The 23,393-nt window shown below is 62.5% G+C and carries 17 protein-coding genes; 11 read left to right on the forward strand and 6 right to left on the reverse strand.

Going from position 1 to position 23,393, the window contains the following annotated elements; translation table 11 throughout:
* Positions 1–22 precede the first annotated feature (22 nt).
* The 5 genes from capB to pdxR all read right to left on the reverse strand — a co-directional run bounded on the left by capB (position 23) and on the right by pdxR (position 7,474).
* Positions 23–1,768 carry a caprolactamase subunit beta gene (gene capB / locus BKX96_RS28540; protein WP_077186088.1) on the reverse strand — a complete coding sequence of 582 codons (1,746 nt, stop codon included), beginning with the start codon at positions 1,766–1,768 and terminating at the stop codon, positions 23–25.
* A gap of 476 nt (positions 1,769–2,244) precedes the next feature.
* On the reverse strand, positions 2,245–3,312 hold the full coding sequence (locus BKX96_RS28545; RefSeq protein WP_077186089.1) for an alpha/beta fold hydrolase: 1,068 nt from the start codon (positions 3,310–3,312) through the stop codon (positions 2,245–2,247).
* A 168-nt stretch (positions 3,313–3,480) separates the two neighbouring features.
* The gene (locus BKX96_RS28550) at positions 3,481–4,746 is read right to left on the reverse strand and encodes an MFS transporter (RefSeq protein WP_046817500.1); all 1,266 of its coding nucleotides are present in this window, start codon (positions 4,744–4,746) and stop codon (positions 3,481–3,483) included.
* A gap of 38 nt (positions 4,747–4,784) precedes the next feature.
* Positions 4,785–5,855 (reverse strand): sugar phosphate isomerase/epimerase family protein, encoded by a 1,071-nt coding sequence (locus BKX96_RS28555; protein ID WP_046817499.1) that lies wholly within the window; start codon positions 5,853–5,855, stop codon positions 4,785–4,787.
* A 110-nt stretch (positions 5,856–5,965) separates the two neighbouring features.
* Positions 5,966–7,474 (reverse strand): MocR-like pyridoxine biosynthesis transcription factor PdxR, encoded by a 1,509-nt coding sequence (gene pdxR, locus BKX96_RS28560; RefSeq protein ID WP_077186090.1) that lies wholly within the window; start codon positions 7,472–7,474, stop codon positions 5,966–5,968.
* A gap of 236 nt (positions 7,475–7,710) precedes the next feature.
* Here pdxR and BKX96_RS28565 point away from each other — a divergent pair, with 236 nt between their 5' ends.
* From BKX96_RS28565 to BKX96_RS28595, 7 genes are all read left to right on the forward strand, one after another.
* Entirely contained in the window at positions 7,711–8,691 is a 981-nt protein-coding gene (locus BKX96_RS28565) for a quinone oxidoreductase family protein (RefSeq protein WP_046817497.1), read from the forward strand.
* A gap of 13 nt (positions 8,692–8,704) precedes the next feature.
* Positions 8,705–9,553 (forward strand): TauD/TfdA dioxygenase family protein, encoded by an 849-nt coding sequence (locus BKX96_RS28570; RefSeq protein ID WP_077186091.1) that lies wholly within the window; start codon positions 8,705–8,707, stop codon positions 9,551–9,553.
* 97 nt (positions 9,554–9,650) lie between these two features.
* On the forward strand, positions 9,651–10,703 hold the full coding sequence (locus BKX96_RS28575; protein WP_046817495.1) for a beta-keto acid cleavage family enzyme: 1,053 nt from the start codon (positions 9,651–9,653) through the stop codon (positions 10,701–10,703).
* An 88-nt stretch (positions 10,704–10,791) separates the two neighbouring features.
* Positions 10,792–12,117 carry an MFS transporter gene (locus BKX96_RS28580; RefSeq protein ID WP_046817494.1) on the forward strand — a complete coding sequence of 442 codons (1,326 nt, stop codon included), beginning with the start codon at positions 10,792–10,794 and terminating at the stop codon, positions 12,115–12,117.
* The gene (locus BKX96_RS28585; RefSeq protein WP_077186092.1) at positions 12,114–12,776 is read left to right on the forward strand and encodes a DsbA family oxidoreductase; all 663 of its coding nucleotides are present in this window, start codon (positions 12,114–12,116) and stop codon (positions 12,774–12,776) included. The genes BKX96_RS28580 and BKX96_RS28585 overlap by 4 nt, the downstream gene beginning before the upstream one ends.
* Positions 12,773–13,099: a Rieske (2Fe-2S) protein gene (locus tag BKX96_RS28590; protein WP_046817492.1), complete on the forward strand. Its 327-nt coding sequence runs from the start codon at positions 12,773–12,775 to the stop codon at positions 13,097–13,099. Before BKX96_RS28585 ends, BKX96_RS28590 begins: the two co-directional genes overlap by 4 nt.
* Positions 13,096–14,106: a YeiH family protein gene (locus tag BKX96_RS28595; RefSeq protein ID WP_008066683.1), complete on the forward strand. Its 1,011-nt coding sequence runs from the start codon at positions 13,096–13,098 to the stop codon at positions 14,104–14,106. Before BKX96_RS28590 ends, BKX96_RS28595 begins: the two co-directional genes overlap by 4 nt.
* Positions 14,107–16,622: 2,516 nt before the next feature.
* Here the strand turns inward: BKX96_RS28595 and BKX96_RS28610 are convergent.
* Complete coding sequence (locus BKX96_RS28610) at positions 16,623–17,666, reverse strand: AraC family transcriptional regulator (RefSeq protein ID WP_077186094.1); 1,044 nt, start codon at positions 17,664–17,666, stop codon at positions 16,623–16,625.
* Between the two features lie 352 nt (positions 17,667–18,018).
* On the opposite strand from BKX96_RS28610, the gene BKX96_RS28615 reads away from it, so the two are divergent.
* The 4 genes from BKX96_RS28615 to BKX96_RS28630 all read left to right on the forward strand — a co-directional run bounded on the left by BKX96_RS28615 (position 18,019) and on the right by BKX96_RS28630 (position 23,385).
* Positions 18,019–18,585 carry an RBBP9/YdeN family alpha/beta hydrolase gene (locus tag BKX96_RS28615; RefSeq protein WP_046817489.1) on the forward strand — a complete coding sequence of 189 codons (567 nt, stop codon included), beginning with the start codon at positions 18,019–18,021 and terminating at the stop codon, positions 18,583–18,585.
* A 123-nt stretch (positions 18,586–18,708) separates the two neighbouring features.
* Positions 18,709–20,712, forward strand: a complete 2,004-nt coding sequence (locus BKX96_RS28620; protein WP_046817488.1) for a DUF1302 domain-containing protein — start codon at positions 18,709–18,711, stop codon at positions 20,710–20,712.
* A gap of 41 nt (positions 20,713–20,753) precedes the next feature.
* Positions 20,754–22,112, forward strand: coding sequence for a DUF1329 domain-containing protein (locus BKX96_RS28625; RefSeq protein WP_046817487.1), 1,359 nt, complete (start codon positions 20,754–20,756; stop codon positions 22,110–22,112).
* 181 nt (positions 22,113–22,293) lie between these two features.
* Positions 22,294–23,385, forward strand: coding sequence for a WD40/YVTN/BNR-like repeat-containing protein (locus tag BKX96_RS28630; RefSeq protein WP_077186095.1), 1,092 nt, complete (start codon positions 22,294–22,296; stop codon positions 23,383–23,385).
* Positions 23,386–23,393 lie beyond the last annotated feature (8 nt).

The raw sequence follows: 23,393 nt of genomic DNA on the forward strand, positions 1-23,393 counted from the left end.
TGCTCAGAGGGGCCGGGCTCGATTAACGGGGGGTACGACAGGCGTTGGTCGCGGCGTCATCGACCTGGCCGTGGCTGTCGATCACCACGCCGTATTCCAGGCGGGCGCCTTCGCGGGACACCAGGCCGTTGCGCACGTCGCTGACCACGCTGGCGACCGGGCGGCGCAGGGGATTGCCGTAACCACCGCCGCCAGGGTTGACGTTGATCACCCGTTCCCCCGGTTGCGCGGTGAGTTGCGCGTTGTAGAGGAAGGACTGTTCCTCACCGTCGAGCGTGCGGTGAATCAACCGGCCAAGCTTGGGTTCGAGCAGGGCGTTGGTCGCACCCGCGGCCCCCGAGGTCGGCAGTTGCCGGCCCTCGCCAAAACCGACCACGGTCATGGCGTGGTCGAGCGGTTCGATTTCGATGCGCGTTCCCGAGCCACCGCGAAATTCGCCGGCGCCCCCACTGTCGGTCATCAGGCTGTAGCGATGGATGAGGATCGGATAGGAATACTCCAGCAACTCGATATCGCCGGACATCAACGCACCGAAACAGCACAGCGGCCCGCACGCCGGCCAACCGTCCATGGCCTTGTTCGCACCGGCACCGGAGATGATCGAGGCGAGCACCATCGTCACGTACTCGTCGTTGCCGTTGCGCGGGTCATGGCCGGCGATATTGATCCCGCTGGCGTGACCCCAGGAGGCGGTGACACGGTCGGGGGCCGCCTGCTCCAGTGCCTGGCGCACCGCGTCGGCCAGGGTTTCCATCGGCGTGGTGGTGCTGTTGACGTGGGGCGCCGGCTCCTGCGCATTGCACAAGGTTCCCGGCGGGCCGAGGTCGACGGACACGCAGCGGTACAGCCCTTCGTTATACGGCGGCGGCACCTGGGCGAACATCATCAGCCCCAGGTAAACCCCGGACACTGAGTTACCGGCGTAGGAGTTGATGAAGTAGGGTACCTGGGGCGGGCTTTCGATCAGGATGTGCGCCTCGTCGCCGCGAATTTCCACCTGGGCGGTGATCGACAGTTGCCCCAGCCCGTGGCCCGAGTCTTCCAGCACTGCGGTGCCGCTGTAGAAGCCATCCGGCACCTCCCGCAGCAAGGCGCGCATGTGCCGGTCGGCCATGTCTTTCAATTCGGCGATACAGGCGCGCACCTGCTGCACGCCATAACGATCGAGCAGTTCCAGCAAGTGCCGTTCGCCGACATTGCAGGCGCCGTACTGGGCGTTGAGATCGCCTTCCTGATACGCCCGGGCGCGCATGTTGGTCAGCAGCAGGTTGATCACGTCTTCTCGGCGCTTGCCCCGGGACCAGAGCTTGACCGGCGGGATGCGCAAGCCTTCGGCGTAGATTTCCCTGGCATCGGGGTTGTAGCCGGCGGGCACCGGACCGCCGATGTCGGTCAGGTGACCCTTGCAGACCGCCCAGAACACCAGCTCGCCCTGGTAGAACACCGGTTTGTACATGCAGCAGTCGAGGATGTGGCTGCCCATGTAGGCGGGGTCGTTGTGATAAATCACATCGCCTTCCTGGACGTCGTCACCGAAGAAACCGGCCACGCATTTCATCGCTGGAATCAGCGAGCCCAAGTGAATCGGAATGTCCTGGCCCTGCAGGATCATTTCCGGCAGGTGGTCGAAGAGGGCGTTGGAATAGTCGTGGGCCAGGTTGAAAACGCTGGAACGGCCGGTCTTTTCCAGGGTGATGGTCATTTCGCGCTGCGCGGTTTCGAGCGCGCCGCGCACCACGGCCAGGGTGATCGGATCTACTGTACTCATGGGTCACCAGAAATCTTGTTGTTATCCAGGTGAAGGTCAGGACGAACGTCTAACCCACGAGACAAAACTACGCGCACCTGCCGGGGGCTGGCTTGGCGTCCAGTGCACTGGTTTTTGCGCTCCAGTGCACAGCCGGCCAAACTCCCGCGACTATCCCCGATCCCCTGTAGGAGCTGGCTTGTCGGGTCGCCGCATCGCAGCGAAGGCGGCCTGACAGCCAGCCCATCTCCCACAGATGCACGCCAATCAAACTGTAGGAGCCGGCTTGCCGGCGAAGGCGGCCTGACAGCCAACCCACCTCCCACAGATGTACTCCGGTAAAACTGTGGGAGCTGGCAGGTCGGCTCCACAATAGATCGGGACAGCCACGAGAGATGGGGTGGCTGTGAGGTCGCCTTCGCCGGCAAGCCGGCTCCTACAGTAGGTCGAGTACAGGCGCGGGAGAGGGAGTGGCTGTCAGACCCCGTCGCCGGGGCTCAAAGATGATCCGCATCGATCACCGCCTTGGCAAACGCCTGCGGATCTTCCTGTGGCAAGTTGTGGCCGATGCCGCCGCTGATCAGGCGGAACTGGTATTTACCGGTAAAGCGCTTGGCGTAATCCTCGGGGGCCGGATGCGGAGCGCCGTTGGCGTCGCCTTCCAGGGTGATGGTTGGCACGCTGATGGACGGCGCCGTGGCCAGTTTCTGCTCCAGTGCCTCGTAGCGGCTTTCGCCTTGGACCAGGCCCAGGCGCCAGCGGTAGTTGAACACGGTGATGTCGACATGGTCGGGGTTGTCCAGCGCCTTGGCGCTGCGGTCGAAGGTGGCGTCGTCGAAGACCCATTTCGGCGAGGCCGTTTGCCAGATCAGCTTGGCGAAGTCGTGGGTATTTTTCTCGTAGCCGGCGCGACCACGATCGGTGGCGAAGTAGAACTGGTACCACCACTGCAGTTCGGCCTTGGGTGGCAGCGGGTTCTTGCCGGCGGCCTGGTTACCGATCAGGTAGCCGCTGACCGACACCAGCGCCTTGACCCGCTCCGGCCACAGCGCCGAAACGATGTTGGCTGAACGTGCGCCCCAGTCGTAACCGCCGAGCACGGCCTGCTTGATGTTCAGGGCGTCCATGAAGTCGATGACGTCGCTGGCCAGCGCGGCCGGTTGGCCATTGCGCAGGGTCTTGTCGGACAGGAAATGCGTATCGCCGTAGCCGCGTGCATAAGGCATCAGCACGCGATAACCCTTGGCCGCCAACAAGGGCGCGACCTGGTCGTAGCTGTGGATGTCGTAGGGCCAACCGTGCAGCAGAATCACCACCGGGCCATCGGCCGGGCCCGTTTCGGCGTAGGCCACGTCCAGCAGGCCGGCGTTGACGTGCTTGAGCGCACCGAACGGCAAGGCCGCGGTCTGCGTGGCGCCGGCCGCGGTTGCGGCAGGCTTCGCGGTGGTGGACGTCTGGCCGTGGGCGGCACCCAGCACGCCAAGCAGACTCAGCGCGAGGATCGACGACCCGACCAGGCGGCTGCGAGGATTACCGGTTTTTTCGTTCTGCTGTGCCTTCTTCATGCTGATGTCTCCCTTGTTAGCCGCTGGCCAGGGGATCGGGTCGATCCCCTGCAAACCCTGCCTGCATTTGAACGCGGTGACGTATCTGGCCTGTGTCGAAGACCGGGGCCGGTGTTAGCCCCTGTATCCAGCGGTTGGCCAGATACACAGTGATACACAGCGAAAGAATCAAGCCTGTGCTGCACTCACCTTGCCCGTGACGATGGCGTTCCTGCGCACCGATTGATACAGCAGGCTGGACACCATGAAGCCAATGATCGCCAGCCCGCTCATCAGGCTGAACACATAGTTATAGCCTTGCTGGCCGGGGAAGTGGTCGAGGATGGCGCCGTAGATCACGTAGGCGAACATGCCCGGTGCATAGCCGATCAGGCAACCGATGCCGAACGCCGAGCCGGTGATGTGCTGGGGAATGCCGACTTCACCCATGGGCGCCCAGAACACGCCGCGCATGGAAAACACGATCAGCGCGAAGGACAGGGTGGCGGCCATGCCGGCATAGATGTAACTCGGGCTTTTCGGAATCAGCAGGATCACAGCCATCAGCGGCAGCAACGCCAGGAACGCCCACTTCAGGTAGCGGCTGGTGCTCTTGAATTGCTTGTCGGCGATGAAACCGCCGGCAGGGCCGCCGAGGATCTTCAGGAAGTACTGGTTGATGATGCCGTAGGCGCCCACCAGGGCCACGGGCAGGCCGTACATTTCCTTGAGGTAGGGAATGAAATAGGTCAGGCCGCAGTAGACGATGTAGACCATGAACACATTGAGGCTGACCAGCCAGATGCCCGGTACCTTGATGGCTTCGAACAGGTTCGCCAGGCCGTTGCCGGGCTTGGCGGTGGACTGGGTGGCACCGCTCTTGAGCAGGAACCAGGTCAGGGTGCCGGCTAGGATGTCGATCACCGAATAGAACAGGATCGCCGACTTCAGGCCGGCTTCGCCCGAACCCATGGCGACGAATACGCCCAGTGCGCAGAAAGCCACCAGCGTATCGACGACACCACGTCCACCTTCGAGCAGGCCGAACAGCCGACCTTGCTCCTGGTCGTCACCGAGGTTGCGGATGGCCTTGAGCAACGACGGCCAGAAGAGGCAGTCGGCGCACACCGCCAGCAGGCTGAACACGATCAGCAGGTTGCTGAAGGGTGGAAAGGTCGCCAGGTACAGTCCCAGGCCGCCGGTGCCGATCAGGCCGAGAGGGATCAGCTTGCGGGTGTCGTAGCGATCGGCGAGCAGGCCGCCGAGCACGAACAGCGCAGTGGCGATGATCGCGTTGGCGCTGAGCAGCATGCCGATTTCAGTGTGGCTCAGGCCCATGAATTCCTGCATGGGCACGTAAAAGGCGTCCTTGAGGTTGGCCAGTTTATAGATGGTGCCGCCACCGAGGATGAGGATCAGGAATCGAAGCCATTTGGCCTTGTTTTGCGTTGTCATTATTGTTCTCCGGGCGTAATCGGTTTGTAGCGTCGGGTTCAGGCGTTGCAGGTATTGGCGAGGGTGAGTTCGGCCAGGGTGCGCAACTCGGCCAGCACACCGCGGACATAGGCGACCTGGTTGTTCGCCCAGCGGTGTTCGTCGGCGAGCATTCGCGCAAGCGAATAGCCGTCCGGCAGCGGTGTGTCACTCATTTCCCGGTAGGCGATGAACGGGTCGGCCGCCTCATGGGTCTGGCGGAACGCCGGGGCCACGTAGTGGTTTTCCTGCTCGAGGATGAAGGCGATCACCTGCGGGCTCGTTTCGCCCAGCATCAGCAGCTCGAACAGCAGGCGGGCGCTGGGCAGGTCGTCTTCGGCGCTGCCCTGCAGGACGCCGTAGTGGCCGAAGCCGTTCTGCTCGGGGACCACGCGCACGCCCTTGAGGTGCGCCTGGCGGATGTGCGGCGCCAGGTTGCGCAGGGCCTGCAGGGGTTGTTCGCAGGCATTGATCATGTTGCCGAAGTCGAACAGGGCGTGCAGGCGAGGGTGGTTGAGGCGGGTCAGCAGTTGCGCGATCTCGTCGCTCTTGAGCTCTTCATGCTGCTCGAAGTCGAAGTACAGATCGTGCTTGTCGGCCTGCTGCGCGAGGTAGTGCAGGTCGGTTTCGATCATGTCCATCACCTGCGACAGCGTGCCCTCGTAGCGTGAGTAGACGCGGATGTTGCGCACGCCCAGGGCGAGCGCGATGGCGATGACCTGGTCGACGTCTTTTTTCAGCGTGCTGCTGATTTCCAGGTGCACATCCAGGCCCAGGGCCCTGGCCTTGTCGGCAAACACCTGCAGTTGCGCGGGCGTCATCTGGCTCAGGCTGTTTTGCTCGCCGTCGAGCAGGTGCAGGCTCAAGCCCTGCAGTTCGTGGCGATAGGCGAAGTCGAGCAGGTCGGCGGGGGTGACGCGACCGTGGGTGAGGTTGGTCAGCAGCGGGTACGCGTGGGCAAACAGGCGCAGTTGCGCCAGGCGTTCGAGCAATTGCCGGGCCAGTGCGTCAGTCAGTACCGGCGGCGAGCCGTCTTCGACCACGTTATGGCCGAGCAAGGCGTTGAATCGTTCCTGGATCTTATTGTTCATTCGAGTCGTTCCTGGTTCAGACACGGGTCTTGCGACGCAGCCTTTATCGCGCCAGTCAGGAACTCTCGATAGATCCATTATCAGTTAATTGATAAGACCACTTGCCGTGCTCAAGTGGCCGGCTTCAGGCACCCCATCGCGTGCAACGCCCGGGCCAGCGCCGCGACGCGTTCCCGGGCCTGGTGTTCCGGGGTGCCGGCAAAACCGATCAGCAGGGCAGGTGGCAGGACATGCTCGATGCAGTAATCGCTCAAGGCGTAGGTGTGGATATTGTGTTGTGCCAGTTGCTTGGCAATCACGTCGTCATCCAGCGCCGGGGGTAGCCAGGCAATCAGGTGCATGCCGGCGTCCACCGGGGTAATCCTGAAGAACCCGCCGAGCTGTTCTTGCAGCTGTTCGACCAGGGCCTGCTGGCGAGCCTGGTACAGCGTGCGCAGGCGGCGGATGTGCCCCAGGAAGTGGCCTTCGACCATGAAGTCCGCCGTGGTCGCCTGCAGCACGGTAGGCGGGCTGCGATCCATCACTGCACGCAGGGTGCAGAAAGGTTCGACCAGGGCCTGGGGCAGGATCACGTAGCCCAGGCGCAGCGAGGGGAACAGTACTTTGCTGAAGGTCCCGACGTAGATCACCCGGGCCATCTGGTCCATGGCGTAGAGCGCGGGAAGCAGGCGACCGCTGTAGCGCAGTTCACTGTCGCAATCGTCCTCGATGATCCAGCTCTGCTGGCGCGCCGCCCAATCGATCAGGGCCTGGCGTCGCGCATAACTGAGGGTCACGCCCAGGGGATGCTGGCGCGAGGGGGTGGTGAACACCAGGCGCGCATCGGGGCAGCGGGCCAGGCCCTGCTGCACATCGATCCCTTGTTCATCGACACGCAGCGGCACTATCTGCGCGCCTTGGGCCTGCAAGGCGATGCGCGCGGCGATGTGCCCCGGGTCCTCCATCCACACGCTGTCCTGCGGGTTGAGCAGCAGCATGCCCAGCAGATTGAAGGCTTGCTGCGCACCGGAAACGATGACCACCTGCCCGGCATCGCAGTCGATGCCCCGGGCGTCGAAGACGTACTCGGCGATGGCCGCGCGCAACGCCTGCAAGCCTTGCAGCTCGCCGTAACCGAGCATGGCTTTACTTGGCTTGAGCAGGTGGCGGTTCATCAGGCGCCGCCAGATCGTTTGCGGGAAGGCGTCGTAGGTGCTGTGGCTGGGCAGGAAGGAAGTCGGGGTCGACGGGTCCCAGTCGGCATAGGACACCCCGCGAAAGTGATCGCTGCGCAGCGACAGCATCGACTGGCTCAGGTCGGACAGGCGAGGGGGTTGGCGCGCCTGCCCGTCGTCGACCAGCGTGCGCTGTTCCCACTCGGTGCCGACGTAGGTACCGGCCCCGGTGCGCGAGGCCAGGAAGCCTTCGGCGATCAACTGATCGAAGGCATTGAGGATGGTGATCCGCGACAGCGCCAGCTCCTTGCTCAGGGTGCGGGTCGATGGCAGGCGCACGCCGCCCTGGATCCGGCCACCGAGGATCTGCTTGCGAATCTGCAAGTACAGCTGGCGGTACAAGGGGATGGCACTGGCTCGGTCCAGCTCGATGGCCGACAGCAACAAACCTGCAGGGGATTTCATGACGCGCTCGTCTGTTCGAAGTAGGGATTGACCTGAGCGCCGGCTGGCACCGTGGAGTGAAGGGTAGCGATCGGCACTGGATAAGTCATCCATCGCCGAGAACGCCACGGCGAGCCCTGTCATGAAATGAAAAGCCATTGTCGTCTGATGAGAAGCGGCTGGTTGGGCGTCATCCTACAGTCCAATCAGCGCAAATCGACGCAGCAGCCAATATTGCAGACTGGAGAACAAGAAAAATGGCCAAAGCCGTACGCTTCTACGAAACCGGTGGTCCCGACGTCCTTCGTTATGAGGATGTTGAAGTCGGCGATCCCGGTCCGGGTCAGGTTCGTCTGCGTCATGTAGCGGTCGGCCTGAACTATGCCGACACCTACTTTCGCAACGGCACCTACCCGATCCCGATGCCCAACGGCATGGGGGTCGAGGCGTCCGGTGTGGTCCAGGCCATCGGCGAAGGCGTGACCAACGTCCAGGTCGGGGACCGTGTCACCTATACCGGCTTCCTCAACACCCTTGGCGCCTACAGCACCGAGCGCCTGATCGCTGCCGCGCCGCTGATCAAGCTGCCGGAAACCATCAGCTTCGAAACCGCGGCGGCCATGACCATGCGCGGCCTGACGTCCTCGTACCTGATGCGTCGCATCTACGACTTCAAGGAAGGCGACACTATCCTGCTGCACGCTGCCGCCGGTGGCGTTGGCCTGATTGTTTCGCAGTGGGCCAAGTTGCTCGGCCTGAACGTGATCGGCACGGTTTCGACCGAGCAAAAGGCTGAAATCGCCCGGGCTCACGGTTGCGACCATACTATCAATTACAGCCATGAAGACGTCGCTGCTCGCGTTCGCGAATTGACCGACGGCGTGGGCGTCAACGTGGTGTTCGACAGCGTTGGCAAGAACACCTTCATGGGCTCGCTGGATTCGTTGAAACCCCGTGGCCTGATGGTCTGCGTGGGTACTGCATCCGGCCCGATCCCGGCGTTCGATCCGGTGATGCTGGCGATGAAAGGTTCGCTGTACCTGACCCGTCCGGCCCTGGCCAACTACATCAGCGACCCGGCGGAAAAAGCCGCCCTGGCCGGTGAGTTGTTCGACCACGTCGGCAGCGGCCGGATCAAGATCGAGATCAACCAGCACTACGCGTTGCAGGACGCGGTGCAGGCGCATCGCGATCTTGAGTCGCGCAAGACTACCGGCTCGTCGATTTTCGTCATTTAAGGAGCTGCCAGCCATGAAAGTCGAACAATTGACCTGCAGCATCGGTGCCGAACTGATCGGCGTGAACCTCGCCGACGCGGTGCATGACGACGGTCTGTTTGCCGAGATTCGTGCCCAGTTGCTCAAGCACCGAGTGGTGTTCCTGCGCGACCAGGACATCAGCCGCGCCGACCACGTGGCCTTCGCCCGCCGCTTCGGCGAACTGGAGGACCATCCGGTGGCCGGCAGCGATCCGGAGCATCCAGGCCTGGTGCGCATCTACAAGAATCCTGACCAGCCGGTGGACCGCTACGAAAACGCCTGGCACACCGACGCCACCTGGCGCGAAGCACCGCCGATGGGCTGCGTGCTGCGCTGCGTGGAATGCCCGCCAGTGGGCGGCGACACCATGTGGACCAACATGGTCCAAGCCTATGCGAACCTGCCGCAAGACGTAAAGCTCAAGATCGCCGATCTGCGCGCCCGCCACAGCATCGAAGCGAGCTTCGGTGCCGCCATGCCGATTGAAAAACGCCTGGCGCTCAAGGCGATGTACCCGGACGCCGAGCACCCGGTGGTGCGCACCCATCCGGAAACTGGCGAGAAAGTGCTGTTCGTCAACGCTTTCACCACCCACTTCAGCAACTACCACACCCCTGAGCGGGTGCGCTTCGGCCAGGACGCCAACCCTGGCGCCGGCGAGTTGCTGCGCTACCTGATCAGCCAGGCGTACATCCCTGAGTATCAGGTGCGCTGGCGCTGGAAGCCCAACAGCATCGCCATCTGGGACAACCGCAGTACCCAGCATTACGCCGTCATGGACTACCCGCCGTGCCATCGCAAGATGGAGCGTGCCGGGATCATCGGCGACAAGACTTTCTGATCCAACCCTTCTGCATACGCACTCGTGAACACGTCCACCCGGCCACGACCCGGGTGGACGGACAATCATAAGAACTGGCATACGAACTGGAGTAACCATGCAATTCTTCGACGATTCCCTGCACCCCGAAAACATGGAAAAAGTGGTCATCACCGTGGCCCCGTACGGCCCTGAATGGATGCCCGAAGACTTCCCTGAAGACATCCCGCTGACCATGGACGAGCAAGTCCAGAAAGCGGTCGAATGTTATGAGGCCGGTGCCACTGTTTTGCACCTGCACGTGCGTGAACTGGATGGCAAGGGTTCCAAGCGTCTGTCCAAGTTCAACGAGCTGATCGCCGGTGTGCGCGAGGCCGTGCCAGACATGATCATCCAGGTCGGCGGCTCGATTTCCTTCGCCCCGGAAAGCGACGGTGAAGCGGCCAAGTGGCTGTCCGACGACACCCGCCACATGCTGGCCGAGCTGACGCCGAAACCGGACCAGGTCACGGTGGCCATCAACACCACCCAGATGAACATCATGGAGCTGCTGTACCCGGAATACCTGGAAGGCACCTCCCTGGCCAATCCGCTGGTCCAGGCTGCCTACAGCGAGATGACCGTACCGGCAGGCCCGGCCTGGGTTGCCGAGCACCTCAAGCGCCTGATGGACAACGGCATCCAGCCGCACTTCCAGCTGACCGGCATCCACGCCTACGAAACCCTTGAGCGCCTGGTGCGCAAGGGCATCTACAAGGGCCCACTGAACCTGACCTGGATCGGCATCGGCGGTGGTTTCGACGGTCCGAACCCGTTCAACTTCTTCAACTTCATCCACCGTGTGCCGGACGGTTGCACCCTGACCTCCGAATCGCTGCTCAAGAACGTACTGCCGTTCAACACCATGGCGATGTCCATGGGCCTACACCCGCGCGTTGGCAACGAAGACACTATCATTGATCACAAGGGCGAGCGTTTCGGCTCGGTTGCGCAGATCAAGCAAACCGTACGCATCGCCCACGAACTGGGTCGCGAAATCGCCACCGGCAAAGAAGCCCGTGAGATCTATCGCATCGGTGTGCAGTACGACAGCATCGAAGACACCCTGTTGGCCAACGGCATGTCCCCCAACCGCAAGGCTGGGCAAAAAGGTGTGCCGCAACGCGGCTGACCCGTGGTGCGCACGGGAGGCCGTGACCGCTCGTGCGCACTGCAAAACGCTTGATAACAAAAATAAATAAAAGCTTTGAGGAGGCTGCATGGCCTTTCACCCAATCGCCGACGATGACGACGCTGGTTGCGTCAACGTTGCGCGTAAATATGCCTGGATTGTCTTCGCCCTGACGTTCGGCCTGTTGATTTCCGATTACATGTCGCGCCAGGTGCTCAATGCGGTGTTCCCGCTGCTCAAGAGCGAGTGGGCACTGAGCGACGGCCAGCTTGGCCTGCTCAGTGGCATTGTCGCCTTGATGGTCGGCCTGCTGACCTTCCCGCTGTCGCTGATGGCCGACCGCTTCGGTCGGGTCAAGAGCCTGGCGCTGATGGCGATGCTGTGGAGCGTGGCCACTTTGGGCTGTGCCTTGGCGCAGGACTATCAGCAGATGTTCATCGCACGGTTCATGGTGGGCGTCGGCGAGGCGGCCTACGGCAGCGTCGGCATCGCGGTGGTGATTTCGGTGTTTCCGAAACACATGCGCGCCACCCTGGCCAGTGCCTTCATGGCAGGCGGGATGTTCGGCTCGGTGTTGGGCATGGCCTTGGGCGGTGCGATCGCCGCCAAGCTCGGCTGGCGCTGGTCGTTCGCCGGCATGGCGTTGTTCGGCCTGCTGCTGGCGGTGCTTTACCCGATCATCGTCAAGGAAGCGAAGATTGCGCCCAAGCGCGCAGCCCAGCTGGCGAGCAAGGTGGCCGCGGTCAAGCGTCCGCTGAGTACGTTGTGGTCCAGCCGTTCGGTGGTGGCGACCTACATCGGCAGCGGCTTGCAGCTGTTCGTCGGCGGCACGGTGATGGTGTGGATTCCCAGCTACCTCAATCGCTATTACGACATGCCCACGGACAAGGCGGGCGGCATGGCCGCGATCATCGTCCTGTGCAGCGGCGCCGGGATGATCCTGTGCGGCATGCTCAGCGATCGGCTGTGCCGTAATTCGCCTGAGCGCAAGGTCAGCCTGGCCATCGGGTTTTGCCTGGGCAGCTGCCTGCTGCTGTCGGCGGCGTTCGCGCTACAGGCTGGGCCACTGCAGCTGGCGCTGATCTGCCTGGGCATGCTGATTGCCACCGGCACCACCGGCCCGGCGGGTGCGATGGTTGCCAACCTGACCCATTACTCGGTCCACGGCACCGCCTTCGCCACGCTGACATTGGCCAACAACATGCTGGGCCTGGCCCCAGGGCCGTTCATCACCGGCCGGGTGTCGGACCTGATCGGCCTGCATGCCGCGTTCCAATTGGTGCCACTGGTCAGCCTCGCGGCAGCGGCCGTGTTCTTTTACGCCAAGTGTCATTACCACAAAGATATTGCCCGCCTTCAGGGTCAGAGCGTGCCTGACCCCGTCAGCCAGGCCGGGTTAGAGGTGAAGTTGTGAGTCGTCGTCTACAAATTGATGTGTTTTTCGATTTTATCTGCCCCTGGTGCCTGATCGGCAAACGCCAGCTGGAGCATGCGCAGGTACAGTTTCGCAGCCGCCATCCGGATGTGCAGATCAGCACCGTTTGGCATGGCGTGCAGTTGCTGCCGCAGCTGCCGGTAGAGGGCGAGCCCTTCGCCGATTTCTACCGCAAGCGCCTGGGCAATGCCGACGCCATGACCATGCGCCAGGCCCAGGTACAGAAGGCTGCCGCAGCGGTTGGACTGGCCATCGACCTTAGCCAGATCGAGACGATGCCCAATACCGCGGACGCCCATCGACTGTTCGAGCGGGCCAGCGCACTGGGCAATGTTGCCCAGCGTGAAATGCTGCTGGAGCGGCTGTTCGCCGCTTACTTCCGCAAGCGCGAAAACCTCGGCTGCGGCGAGACCTTGCTCGCCATCGCCCGCTCCTGTGGCATCGATGGGGATGCGCTTCGCGATTGCCTGAAGGGCGACGCCACGCCCTTCGAGGGATCTGCCGGTGCGACCAGTGGCGTGCCGAGCTTTCAGTTCAACGGCCGCATGACGGTGGTCGGTGCACAACCTGCCCAGGCGCTGCTCGGGGCCATGCACGAAGCACTCAAGGAAAGTGAACGCGAGCGGCAGCCGGCATGACCCGGCGCATTCCCGTACCTGCCGGCAAACACCCGCAGGCCGGCGGCCGGGCGCTGTTCGAGTTTGAAGACAAGAGCCTGGCGTTGTTCAACGTCGACGGACAGCTGTTCGCCATTGACGACAGTTGCCCGCACCAGGGCGCCTCGCTGTGTGGCGGGCGTCTTGAGGGGCGGGTGATTCAGTGTTGCGCCCATGGATTGCGCTTCGATCTGCACAGCGGCTACCTGCTCAATTCCAGGCAGGTGAAAGTCAATAACTACCCGGTCGAGATCATCGACGGCCAGGCGTTCATCGTCATCGTTCCCGAGGAGGCCGCGCCATGAGCGCCATCGCCCTTACCCGTATCCATAGTCGCACGCGCGAACTGGCCCCGGGGTTTATCGTCAGTCTGATCGTGGCGGCCGCCGCGTCGTTCTTGTCCGAGCACTACGGTGCACCCGTCATGCTCTTTGCCCTGCTGCTGGGCATGGCCCTGAATTTCCTCGCCGGTGACGGCGCCTGCAAGGCCGGCATCGAGTTCACCGCGCGCACTGTGTTGCGCATCGGCGTGGCGCTGCTGGGCATGCGCATCACCCTCGAACAGATGGCGGCGCTGGGCTGGAAGCCCGTGGCCCTGGTGGTGATCCTGGTGGTGGTGACCATCGGTGTGTCGGTGATCGCGGCCAAGGCGCTGGGCTTCCAACGGTTGTTCGGCATGCTCACCGGTGGCGCCACTGCCATCTGTGGTGCATCGGCCGCGCTGGCTTTGGCGGCAGCACTGCCTAACCACCCGCAGAAAGAACGCGCGACCCTGTTTACGGTGATCGGTGTCTCGGCGCTGTCGACCATGGCGATGATCGTCTACCCGATGATCGCCAATTGGCTGCAATTGTCGCCGCAGGTGGCGGGGGTGTTCCTCGGCGCGACCATCCACGACGTGGCCCAGGTGGTCGGTGCCGGCTACAGCATGTCCACCGAGACCGGTGACACGGCCACGGTGGTCAAGCTGATGCGGGTCGCCATGCTGCTGCCGGTGATCGTCACCGCGGCGATGATCACCCGTATGCAAGGCGCCGATCCGACCGGCAAGCGACCACCGTTGCTGCCATGGTTCGCCGTCGGTTTCCTGATCCTGGCGTGCATCAACAGCACCGGCTGGATTGCCCCCGTGGTGCAGGGCTCGGTCAACGAACTGTCGCGCTGGTGCCTGGTGGTATCGATCAGTGCCCTGGGCATGAAGACCCAGCTCAAGGAGCTGGCGGCGGTGGGCATCAAGCCGATCCTGCTGATGGTGGGGGAGACGGTGTTCCTCGTCGTGCTGGTGTTGTTGTTGCTGCACTGGGGGCTCTGAGAGCGCGGCTCCAACAGGTTTTATCGCAGGGCTTCACTGGGCTGGCTCCTCGTTACAGTGAAGCGCTCGACCGGTGTTACCCACACCGGTCTTTACACGGCGACTGTACCAGCAGTCGCCGTTTTTTTTGGCGGGTCATCCAGGGTGCATTCGCACCGCGCACGGCCCTGTAGGAGCCCGGCTTGCCAGCGATGACGGCCTCACAGCCGACCTATTATTTGTTGACCGCGTACATATCCATTGCTGCGGTAGCGGCCACCTAGGGTTGCGCCACATACCTGTAGGAGCTGGCTTGCCAGCGAAGGCGGCCTTACAGCCGACCTATTATTTGTTGACCGGGTACATATCCATTGCTGCGGTAACGGCCACTTAGGGTTGCGCCTCATACCTGTAGGAGCTGGCTTGCCAGCGAAGGCGGCCTTACAGCCGGCCTATTATTTGTTGACCGCGTACATATCCATTGCTGCGGTAACGGCCACCTAGGGTTCCGCCACATACCTGTAGGAGCTGGCTTGCCAGCGAAGGCGGCCTTACAGCCGACCTATTATTTGTTGACCGCGCACATATCCATTCCTGCGGTAACGACCACTTAGGGTTGCACCTCATACCTGTAGGAGCTGGCTTGCCAGCGAAGGCGGTCTCACAGCCGACCTATTATTTGTTGACCGCGTACATATCCATTGCTGCGGTAACGGCCACCTAGGGTTCCGCTCTTACAGCGGGTCACTTTGAAAAGCGCAAAGTAACCAAACGCTCTTGCCCCTGGCGTTCGGTGCCTCGCTGTGGCTCGGCATGCCCTCGCTCCGGTCCTGCTCCGTGGGCCCGCCGCGCTGGGCCATCCATGGCCCAGCGCGGCTAACCCGGCATCCATGCCGGGTTGCCCACTGCGCAGAACCTCCACTCGGCCTCTCGATGGGGCAAGAAAATCAAGATCAAAAGCCAAAGCCAAAGCCAAAGCCAAAGCCTCCTGTAGGAGCTGGCTTGCCGGCGATGATCGTCAACGATGACGCGGGGAACCTGACACCCCGCGGTGCTGTCAGGTTTTTCGCGAGCAGACTCGCTCCCACAGGTATTAGCTTGGCTCTGGCTCTGGCTCTGGCTCTGGCTCTGGCTCTGGCTCTGGCTCTGGCTCTGCTTGGCTTTTGCGCTTGATCTACCTGCCCCATTTCCAGAGGCCGAACGCAGGCGTTGCGCAGTGGGCATCCCGGCATGGATGCCGGGATAGCCGCCCTCGGCCATGGATGGCCGATGGCGGCGGGCCCACGGAGCAATGCCGGAGTGAGGGCACCCCGAGCCCCAGCGAGGGGCCGAAATGGTGGGGCAAGACCTTTTGGTTCCTTTTGTGGTGTTTGACAAAAGGGACTCGCCGTAAGGGCGAAACCCTAAGTGGCCGTTACCGCAGGAATGGATATGTACACAGTCAACAAAACATAGGTCGGCTGTCAGGCTCGCTCCCACAGTTTGATCGAAGTACATCTGCAGGAGATGGGTCGGTTGTGAGGCCGCCTTATTATTTGTTGACCGCGTACATATCCATTGCTGCGGTAACGGCCACCTAGGGTTCCGCTCTTACAGCGGGTCACTTTGAAAAGCGCAAAGTAACCAAACGCTCTTGCCCCTGGCGTTCGGTGCCTCGCTGTGGCTCGGCATGCCCTCGCTCCGGTCCTGCTCCGTGGGCCCGCCGCGATGGGCCATCCTTGGCCCAGCGCGGCTAACCCGGCATCCATGCCGGGTTACCCACTGCGCAGAACCTCCACTCGGCCTCTCGATGGGGCAAGAAAATCAAGATCAAAAGCCAAAGCCTCCTGTAGGAGCTGGCTTGCCGGCGATGATCGTCAACGATGACGCGGGGAACCTGACACCCCGCGGTGCTCTCAGGTTTTTCGCGAGCAGGCTCGCTCCCACAGGTATTAGCTTGGCTCGGGCTCTGGCTCTGGCTCTGGCTCTGGCTCTGCTTTGGCTTTTGCTCTTGATCTACCTGCCCCATTTCCAGAGGCCGAACGCAGGCGTTGCGCAGTGGGCATCCCGGCATGGATGCCGGGATAGCCGCCCTCGGCCATGGATGGCCGATGGCGTCGGGCCCACGGAGCAATGCCGGAGTGAGGGCACCCCGAGCCCCAGCGAGGGGCCGAAATGGTGGGGCAAGACCTTTGGTTCCTTTGGGGCGTTTGCCAAAGGGACTCGCCGTAAGGGCGAAACCCTAGGCGGCCGTTACCGCAGGAATGGATATGTACTCCATCAACAAATAATAGGTCGGCTATAAGGCCGCCTTCGCGAGCAGGCTCGCTCCCACAGTTTGATCGCAGTTCATCTGCAGGAAATTGGTCAGTTGTGAGGCCGCCTTCGCTGGCAAGCCAGCTCCTACAGGTTGAACGGAGTACATCTGTGGGAGATGGGTCGGCTATGAGGCCGCTATCGCTGCGATGCGGCGACCCGACAAGCCAGCTCCTACAGTTGATCGGGCGCGGCCGGGGGAGATGGGGCGGCTGTCACGCCGTGTTTTTTTGCCCGCGATATCAGGAGATCCTGGGTGGACCAGCATCCGCCGGGGCCTTTGCCGAACCCTGCTTCTGCGCTCGCCACGCCGCCGGCGGCATGCCGAACTGGCTGATGAACCAGCGGGTAAAAGAACTCGCCATCGCATACCCCAGCATGTCCGCAATCCGCCCCAACGAATAATTCGGATTCTCCAGATACCTCAGCACCAGGTCGCGGCGCACGTCGTTGATCAGGTCGTTGAAGGCGCAGCCATCGTCCTTGAGACGGCGTTGCAGGGTGCGTACGTTCATGCCCTGGCTCTGGGCGATCTGCTCGATGGTGGCGCGGCCCATGGGCAGTAGCAGGTAGATGGCCTTGCGCACTTCGAACAGCATCGAAGTGCTTTCGGTACTTTGCAGTGAGTCGAGGTAGCTCTGGGCGTAACGGGCCATCGCCGGGTCGGCATTGGGGTTGGTCATGTCCAGGCTGGCGTCGGAACAGACGATGCCGTTGAACTCACTGCCGAACTCCAGGGTGCAGCCAAACAGGCGCCGGTGCAGTTGCAGGTTGTCGGGGGCCTTGTGGGTGAAGTTGACGCTGTAGGGATGCCAGTGGGCGCCGAGCAGGGCGGCGCACAGGCGGAACATCACGCCGATGGCCAGTTCGGTGGCCTGTCGGCTGGGCATCGGTGATTCGGTGACCACCTCTTCGCGAATGATCACCATCTTGCCGGCCTCCTCGATGAAGATCGCCAGCGAATCATTCATCAAGTGCCGGTAATGCACCACCACCTGCAAGGCATCGCGCAGCGTGCGCTGATGGCTGAGCAGCAGGGCGACCACGCCGAAGTCCGAGAGCTGGCGTGACTCGGCCATGCTTAAACCGAATGTCTGGCAGCCACTGGCGGCGGCCGAATCCTCGAGCAGGCGCACCGCGGAGTCGATGGGAATGCGGTGCCCGGGGGCTTGCAGCTGGGCCTTGGACAAGCCGACGCCGGCCAGTACATCGTGCGGGTTGAAACCCAGGTATTGGGTGACCTCAAGGTAGTTGGTCAAGACGGCGGCGCGAACAAGCTTGGGCATTCGAAGGTCTTTCCTTAGCCAATTGCGATCAATTGAACCTGGCGACTATATCCAGCACATCAGCACTTGAACAGTTGTGCGGTTGACGCCGGTGCACGCCCGATTCTGCCCGGCAGACGACCGTTGTCCCAGGGCATATGACGCTCCCCATTGATTACAGCGACCCGCAGCGCTCCCGTGGGGTTATTCGACCAGCGGTTACCCCCGCCGGGCGGCGGAAAATGTGTCATCAAATGAAAAGTGCCTGACGTCCAATGAAAAGCGCCAGGGGGGGGCGATCTTTAATGTCAGTCCTACAAAAAGCCCCTGGCCAACGAGCCAGTCGAGTCATCGAGAAAGCGTAGGTGTTGAATTGAACAAACTGCAAACCGCCGCAACCGTTCTGATCGTACCGGGCCTGCGCGAGCACGTTGCCGAGCATTGGCAAACGCTGCTTGAAGCCAGGCTGGACAAGGTACGCAGTGTGCCGCCACTGGAGACCGACAAGCTCGATTGCCAGGCACGCGTGCGAGCGATTCAGCACGAGCTGGAACAGATCGACGGGCCGGTCATCCTGGTCGCCCACAGCGCCGGTGTACTGATGGTTGCTCACTGGGCCGCGCAATTTCGTCGTCCGATCAAGGGCGCCCTGCTGGCCGCGCCACCGGATCTCGGAGCGGCCTGGCCTGCCAACTACCCGTCCCCTGAGACCCTGTGCAGCAACGGTTGGGATCCTCTTCCCAAAGGCCCGCTGCCATTCCGTAGCCTGGTGGCCGCCAGCACCAACGATCACCTGGCCAGCCTGGAAGCCGCAACTAAACTGGCCGAAGGCTGGGGCGCCGAATTGCTCAACCTGGGCGATGTCGGCCACCTCAATCCGGCGGCTGGTTTCGGACCTTGGCCCCAGGCCGAAGCACTCATCCTGGAACTGGACCGCTAGTACAGGAGCCGGTCGGGCCGCATCCCGGTCGGCATTTGCCCTCACCCCTGAAAACGCAGGCCTCACCGGGTCGCGCGAGGGCTGCTGCGCTTAAAACAAATACAAAAAGGCGGAGACAACGCAATGCACAACAATAAGAGTCACGGCTTCACCACAGCGCGCTACACCTTGTTGGCCTCGGCCATCCTGGCCGCCATCATGCCGGCCGCCCATGGGGCAGAAATCGAGACGGGTAACCCGGACTGGAACGTTCGCCTGGACAACACCATCAAGTACAACTACGGCGTACGTACCGAAAGCGCCGACAAGCGCATGTTGGGCACGCCGAACAACAACGACGGCGACTACAACTTCCGCAAGTCCGGCACCAACATCACCAACCGCGTCGACCTGCTGACCGAGATGGACGTGGTCTACCAGAACCACATGGGCTTTCGCGTCAGCGCCGCCACCTGGTACGACAAGGCTTATGAGAACACCGGCTCGAACTCCAACCCGTTCGTCAACGGCAACGGTTCGACTTCGGGCCTGATCGCCAATGACCCGCGCCTGGCCGGGGTCACCAATGACAACGTCGGCAATGGCAGCCCGCACCTGAGCAACTACGCCCAGCGCTACTACACAGGTCCCTCGGGCGAAATCCTCGACGCCTTCGTGTTCTACAGCACCGAAGTGGGCGAGGAGTCGATGCTCAGCGCCAAGGCTGGCCAGCACAACGTGTTCTGGGGCGAGACCATTCTCAACCCGGTGCATTCGATCAGCTACGGCCAGTCCGGCCTCGACCTGGCCAAGCTGGCTGCGTCGCCGGGCACTGAAGCCAAGGAGTTGTTCGTCCCGCGCAACCAGCTGTCGATGACGTTCACCGTCAACCCGGAATTGACCGTGGGCGCACAGTATTTCCTCGATTGGGACGCCGCGCGCCTGCCTGAGGCAGGCACCTACTACGGTGGTTCCGACCTGGTCGGTTTCGGTGCGCAGTCGTTCCTGTTGGGCAACACCAACGCCGTGGTCCCGGGCAGCCCGCTGGGCTGTGGCCTGGCACCGTGCAACGCCTTGACCAACGTGCGTCGCGGGCATGACCTGACGCCGGACAATCGTGGCGACTGGGGCATCATGGCCAAGTGGTCGCCGGCATGGCTGGACGGCACCCTCGGTGTCTACTACCGCGAAACCTCGGAAATCCTGCCGCAAGCCTGGCTGGATGCCAGGGGCATCAGCTCGGCCAACGCCAACGGCACCCGTCCGGCCGGGCAAGTGCCTGCGGTGATCAACACCCTCAACTCGCTGAGCTCCGCCACCTATCAAATGGCTTATGCCGACAACATCAAGATCGTCGGCCTGAGCCTGTCCAAGGACGTGGGCGGGGTGAGCGTGGGTTCGGACCTCAACGTTCGGCACAACATGCCGCTGGCCAGTATTCCGGCGATCGTCAGCACCAACAGCCCGCTGGGCCTGGGCCAGGGGCTTGGCCTGCTGCCGGCGCGTACGCCCGGCACCGGCATCGTCTATGACACCCCGGAAAAGGGCGACAGCATGGCCGCCACCGGCGACACCCTGCACTGGACGCTCAACGGCCTGATGACCCTGCCGAAAACACCTGTGTTCGACCAGGCAACGGTGCTTGCCGAGTTGTACTACAGCAACTTGCTCAAGCTCGATAGCAAGAACGAGGCGCTCTACAAAGGCAAGGATACCTATCGCGGCATCGACCAACCGACCCGGGACAACTGGGGTATCGCGGTGAACTTCACACCGACCTGGTACCAGGTGTTTCCCGGTGTCGACCTCAACGCGCCGATGTCCATCAACCTCGGTCTCGATGGCGTGTCACCGGTCTCCGGTGGCGGTGCCAAGGATACCGGTAACTACGCAGTCGGCCTCGGGGCCGTTGTGTACAACAAATACTTTGTCGACCTGAAGTACGTGGATGCTTTCGGCAAGGCCGACAAGTGCAATGTCAGTGGCGTGAGCACCGGTCCCAACGGCGGTGACGGTGCTGCGCCGAACGCCTTCAGCGGCAACGAAAACTACGCCTGTTACGCCGGTGGCTACTCCTCCTTTTCCGGTGGTGGTGCAACGACTGAGGACCGTGGCGCCGTTTACCTGACGATGAAAACCACTTTTTGATTCACCACTGATTTGCTCTACGCAAGCAGGAGAATAACAAGATGAAATTCGTGAAAACCGTGTTGGCCGCTTCCCTGGCCATGGTCCTTGCCGCCCAGGTACAGGCCGCTGTTTCAACCCAGGACGCTGCCAAGCTGGGCACCAGCCTGACCCTGGTAGGCGCCGAAAAGGCCGGGAACGCTGATGGTTCCATTCCGGCCTACAACGGTGGCCTGACCACGCCGCCGGCCAGTTTCAAATCCGGTGACAGCATGCGCCCGGACCCGTTTGCCAGTGAAAAACCCTTGCTGGTGATCGACGGCAAGAACGTCGATCAGTACAAGGGCATGCTGACCGCCACCACCGTGGAACTGGCCAAACGTTTCCCGACTTTCCGTGTCGATGTGTTCCCGACCCACCGTACCGTGTCGCTGCCCAAGGCCATCCTCGATAACGGCGTGAAGAACGCCAGCGGTGCCAAGTCCCTCGAAGGCGGCCTGGCCATCGACAACGTGCTGCCAGGCGTGCCGTTCCCGATCCCGCAGTCGGGCAACGAAGCGATGTGGAACTTCCTGTTGCGTTATCAGGGCGTGAGCATCAACTCCAAATACGACTCCTGGAACGTTGACTCCGCCGGCGTACCGAGCCTGGCCACCACCGGGCAGGCGTTCATTTCCTACCCGATCTACGAAAACCTCGCGCAGCCGATCAGCAGCGCCGACGTGTACTACCAGATGAAGCTGTCGTACACCGGTCCTGCCCGTCGCGCCGGCGAAGCGGTGATGCTCAAGGACGCCGCCAACCCGCTGACCCAGCCGCGCCGCGCCTGGCAGTACCTGCCGGGTCAGCGTCGGGTGAAACTGGCCCCGAACCTGGCGTACGACACGCCTAACCCGGGTACCGCCGGTGCGGGCACCTACGATGATGTGTTCGTGTTCAACGGTGCGCTGGATCGCTACGACTGGAAGCTGGTCGGCAAGCAGGAAATGATCGTGCCCTACAACACCTACAAGCTGACCTACGTCCAGGATCCGAAGTCGATCACGACGCCCAATCACCTGGCTCCGGATTTCGTGCGCTGGGAAAAACACCGCGTCTGGGTCGTCGAGGGCACCCTCAAGGCTGGTGCTCGTCACATCTACGCCAAGCGTCGCTTCTACCTCGACGAAGACAGCTGGACCGCTCTGGCCTCGGATCAATATGACGCTCGTGGCCAGCTCTATCGCGGTTCCTTCGCCTTCCTCAGCCAGAGCTATGACAAGCAGATCCCGGACTCCACGCCGTTCATGATCTACGACCTGGTCGGTGGTTCCTACAACATCAACGGTGTAGTCGGCCCTTACGGCGGCATCAAGTACATCGATCCGCTCTCCAAGGCCCAGTGGTCTTCGGAATCCCTGGCCGGCAGCGGCATTCGCTAAACCAACCGCAAGCAGACGCTCGCACGATCCACTGTGGGAGCGAGCCTGCTCGCGATGGACCTGAGGGCGACGCGGGCATCCAGACAGCACGCGTAATCGTTAACGTCCATCGCGAGCAGGCTCGCTCCCACATGAGCTGCACGGCGCGAGGTGTGGCGCGGTTTTCCGAAGAGGACGCGGTATGTGTTCGTATAAAAATAAAAGGTGGCAGCTGGCGTTTGGCGTTGTGCTCTGCCTGTCGCAGAGCGTCAGCCACGCGGTGGATTACGTCGACGTGCTGGACCTGCCTGCCAGGGTCAGCGCCTTGGCCATCAAGAGTCCGCTGTCCGGCATGGCCCGCGCCGGTGAGCGGGTGATCAGCGTTGGCCAGCGCGGCCACATCCTGTTTTCCGATGATTCCGGTCAGCACTGGCAACAGGCCGCCGTGCCGGTCAGTGCCGACCTCACCGCAGTGAATTTTCCAACCGACAGCCAAGGCTGGGCGGTGGGCAATGACGGCGTGGTGCTGCACACCAGCGACGCGGGTGTGAGCTGGACAAAACAACTCGACGGTCGCCAGATCGGCGATCTGCTGGTCAAGCATTACACGGCGTTGGCCACTGCCGAACCGGGCAATGAACAATGGCCGCTGCTGGTCGCCGAAGGCCAGCGCCTGGTGGAGCAGGGCGCGGACAAACCGCTGCTCGACGTCTGGTTCGCCAATGACAAAGTCGGCTATGTGGTCGGTGTGTTCAACCTGATCCTGCGCACCGAGGACGGTGGCCAGAGCTGGACGCCGTTCCAGGATCGCACCGACAACCCGCAAGGCTTCCACCTCAATGCCATCGCCTCCACCGGGGATGCGCTGTACATCGCCGGCGAACAGGGCCTGTTGCTCAAGTGGGATGACAATGCCCAACGCTTCGCCGCCGTGCCGACGCCTTACCAGGGCAGCTTCTTCGGTGTGGTCGGCAAGCCTGGCGAAGTGCTGGTCTACGGCCTGCGCGGCAACGTGCTGCGCAGTACCGACGGCGGCCAGAACTGGACCGCACTGGACACCGGCCTGCACGTCAGCATCACCGCCGGCCTCATCGATGCCCGGGGCAATTACCGCCTGTTTACCCAGGGCGGACAGATGCTGGTCAGCCAGGGCACTGGCGCGCAATTGCATCTGCTGCAGCAACCGGCCCGTACCCCGGTCGCCGGTGCCACCCAGTCCGCCGCCGGCATGCTGGTGGTAGCGGGCAGTCGTGGCGCCCAGACGCTGTCCGCCGATCCAGCCATCGAACCCTAAGAGCGAGA

The organism is Pseudomonas putida (genome assembly GCF_001976065.1).
GTDB classification, from domain to species: Bacteria; Pseudomonadota; Gammaproteobacteria; order Pseudomonadales; family Pseudomonadaceae; genus Aquipseudomonas; species Aquipseudomonas serbica.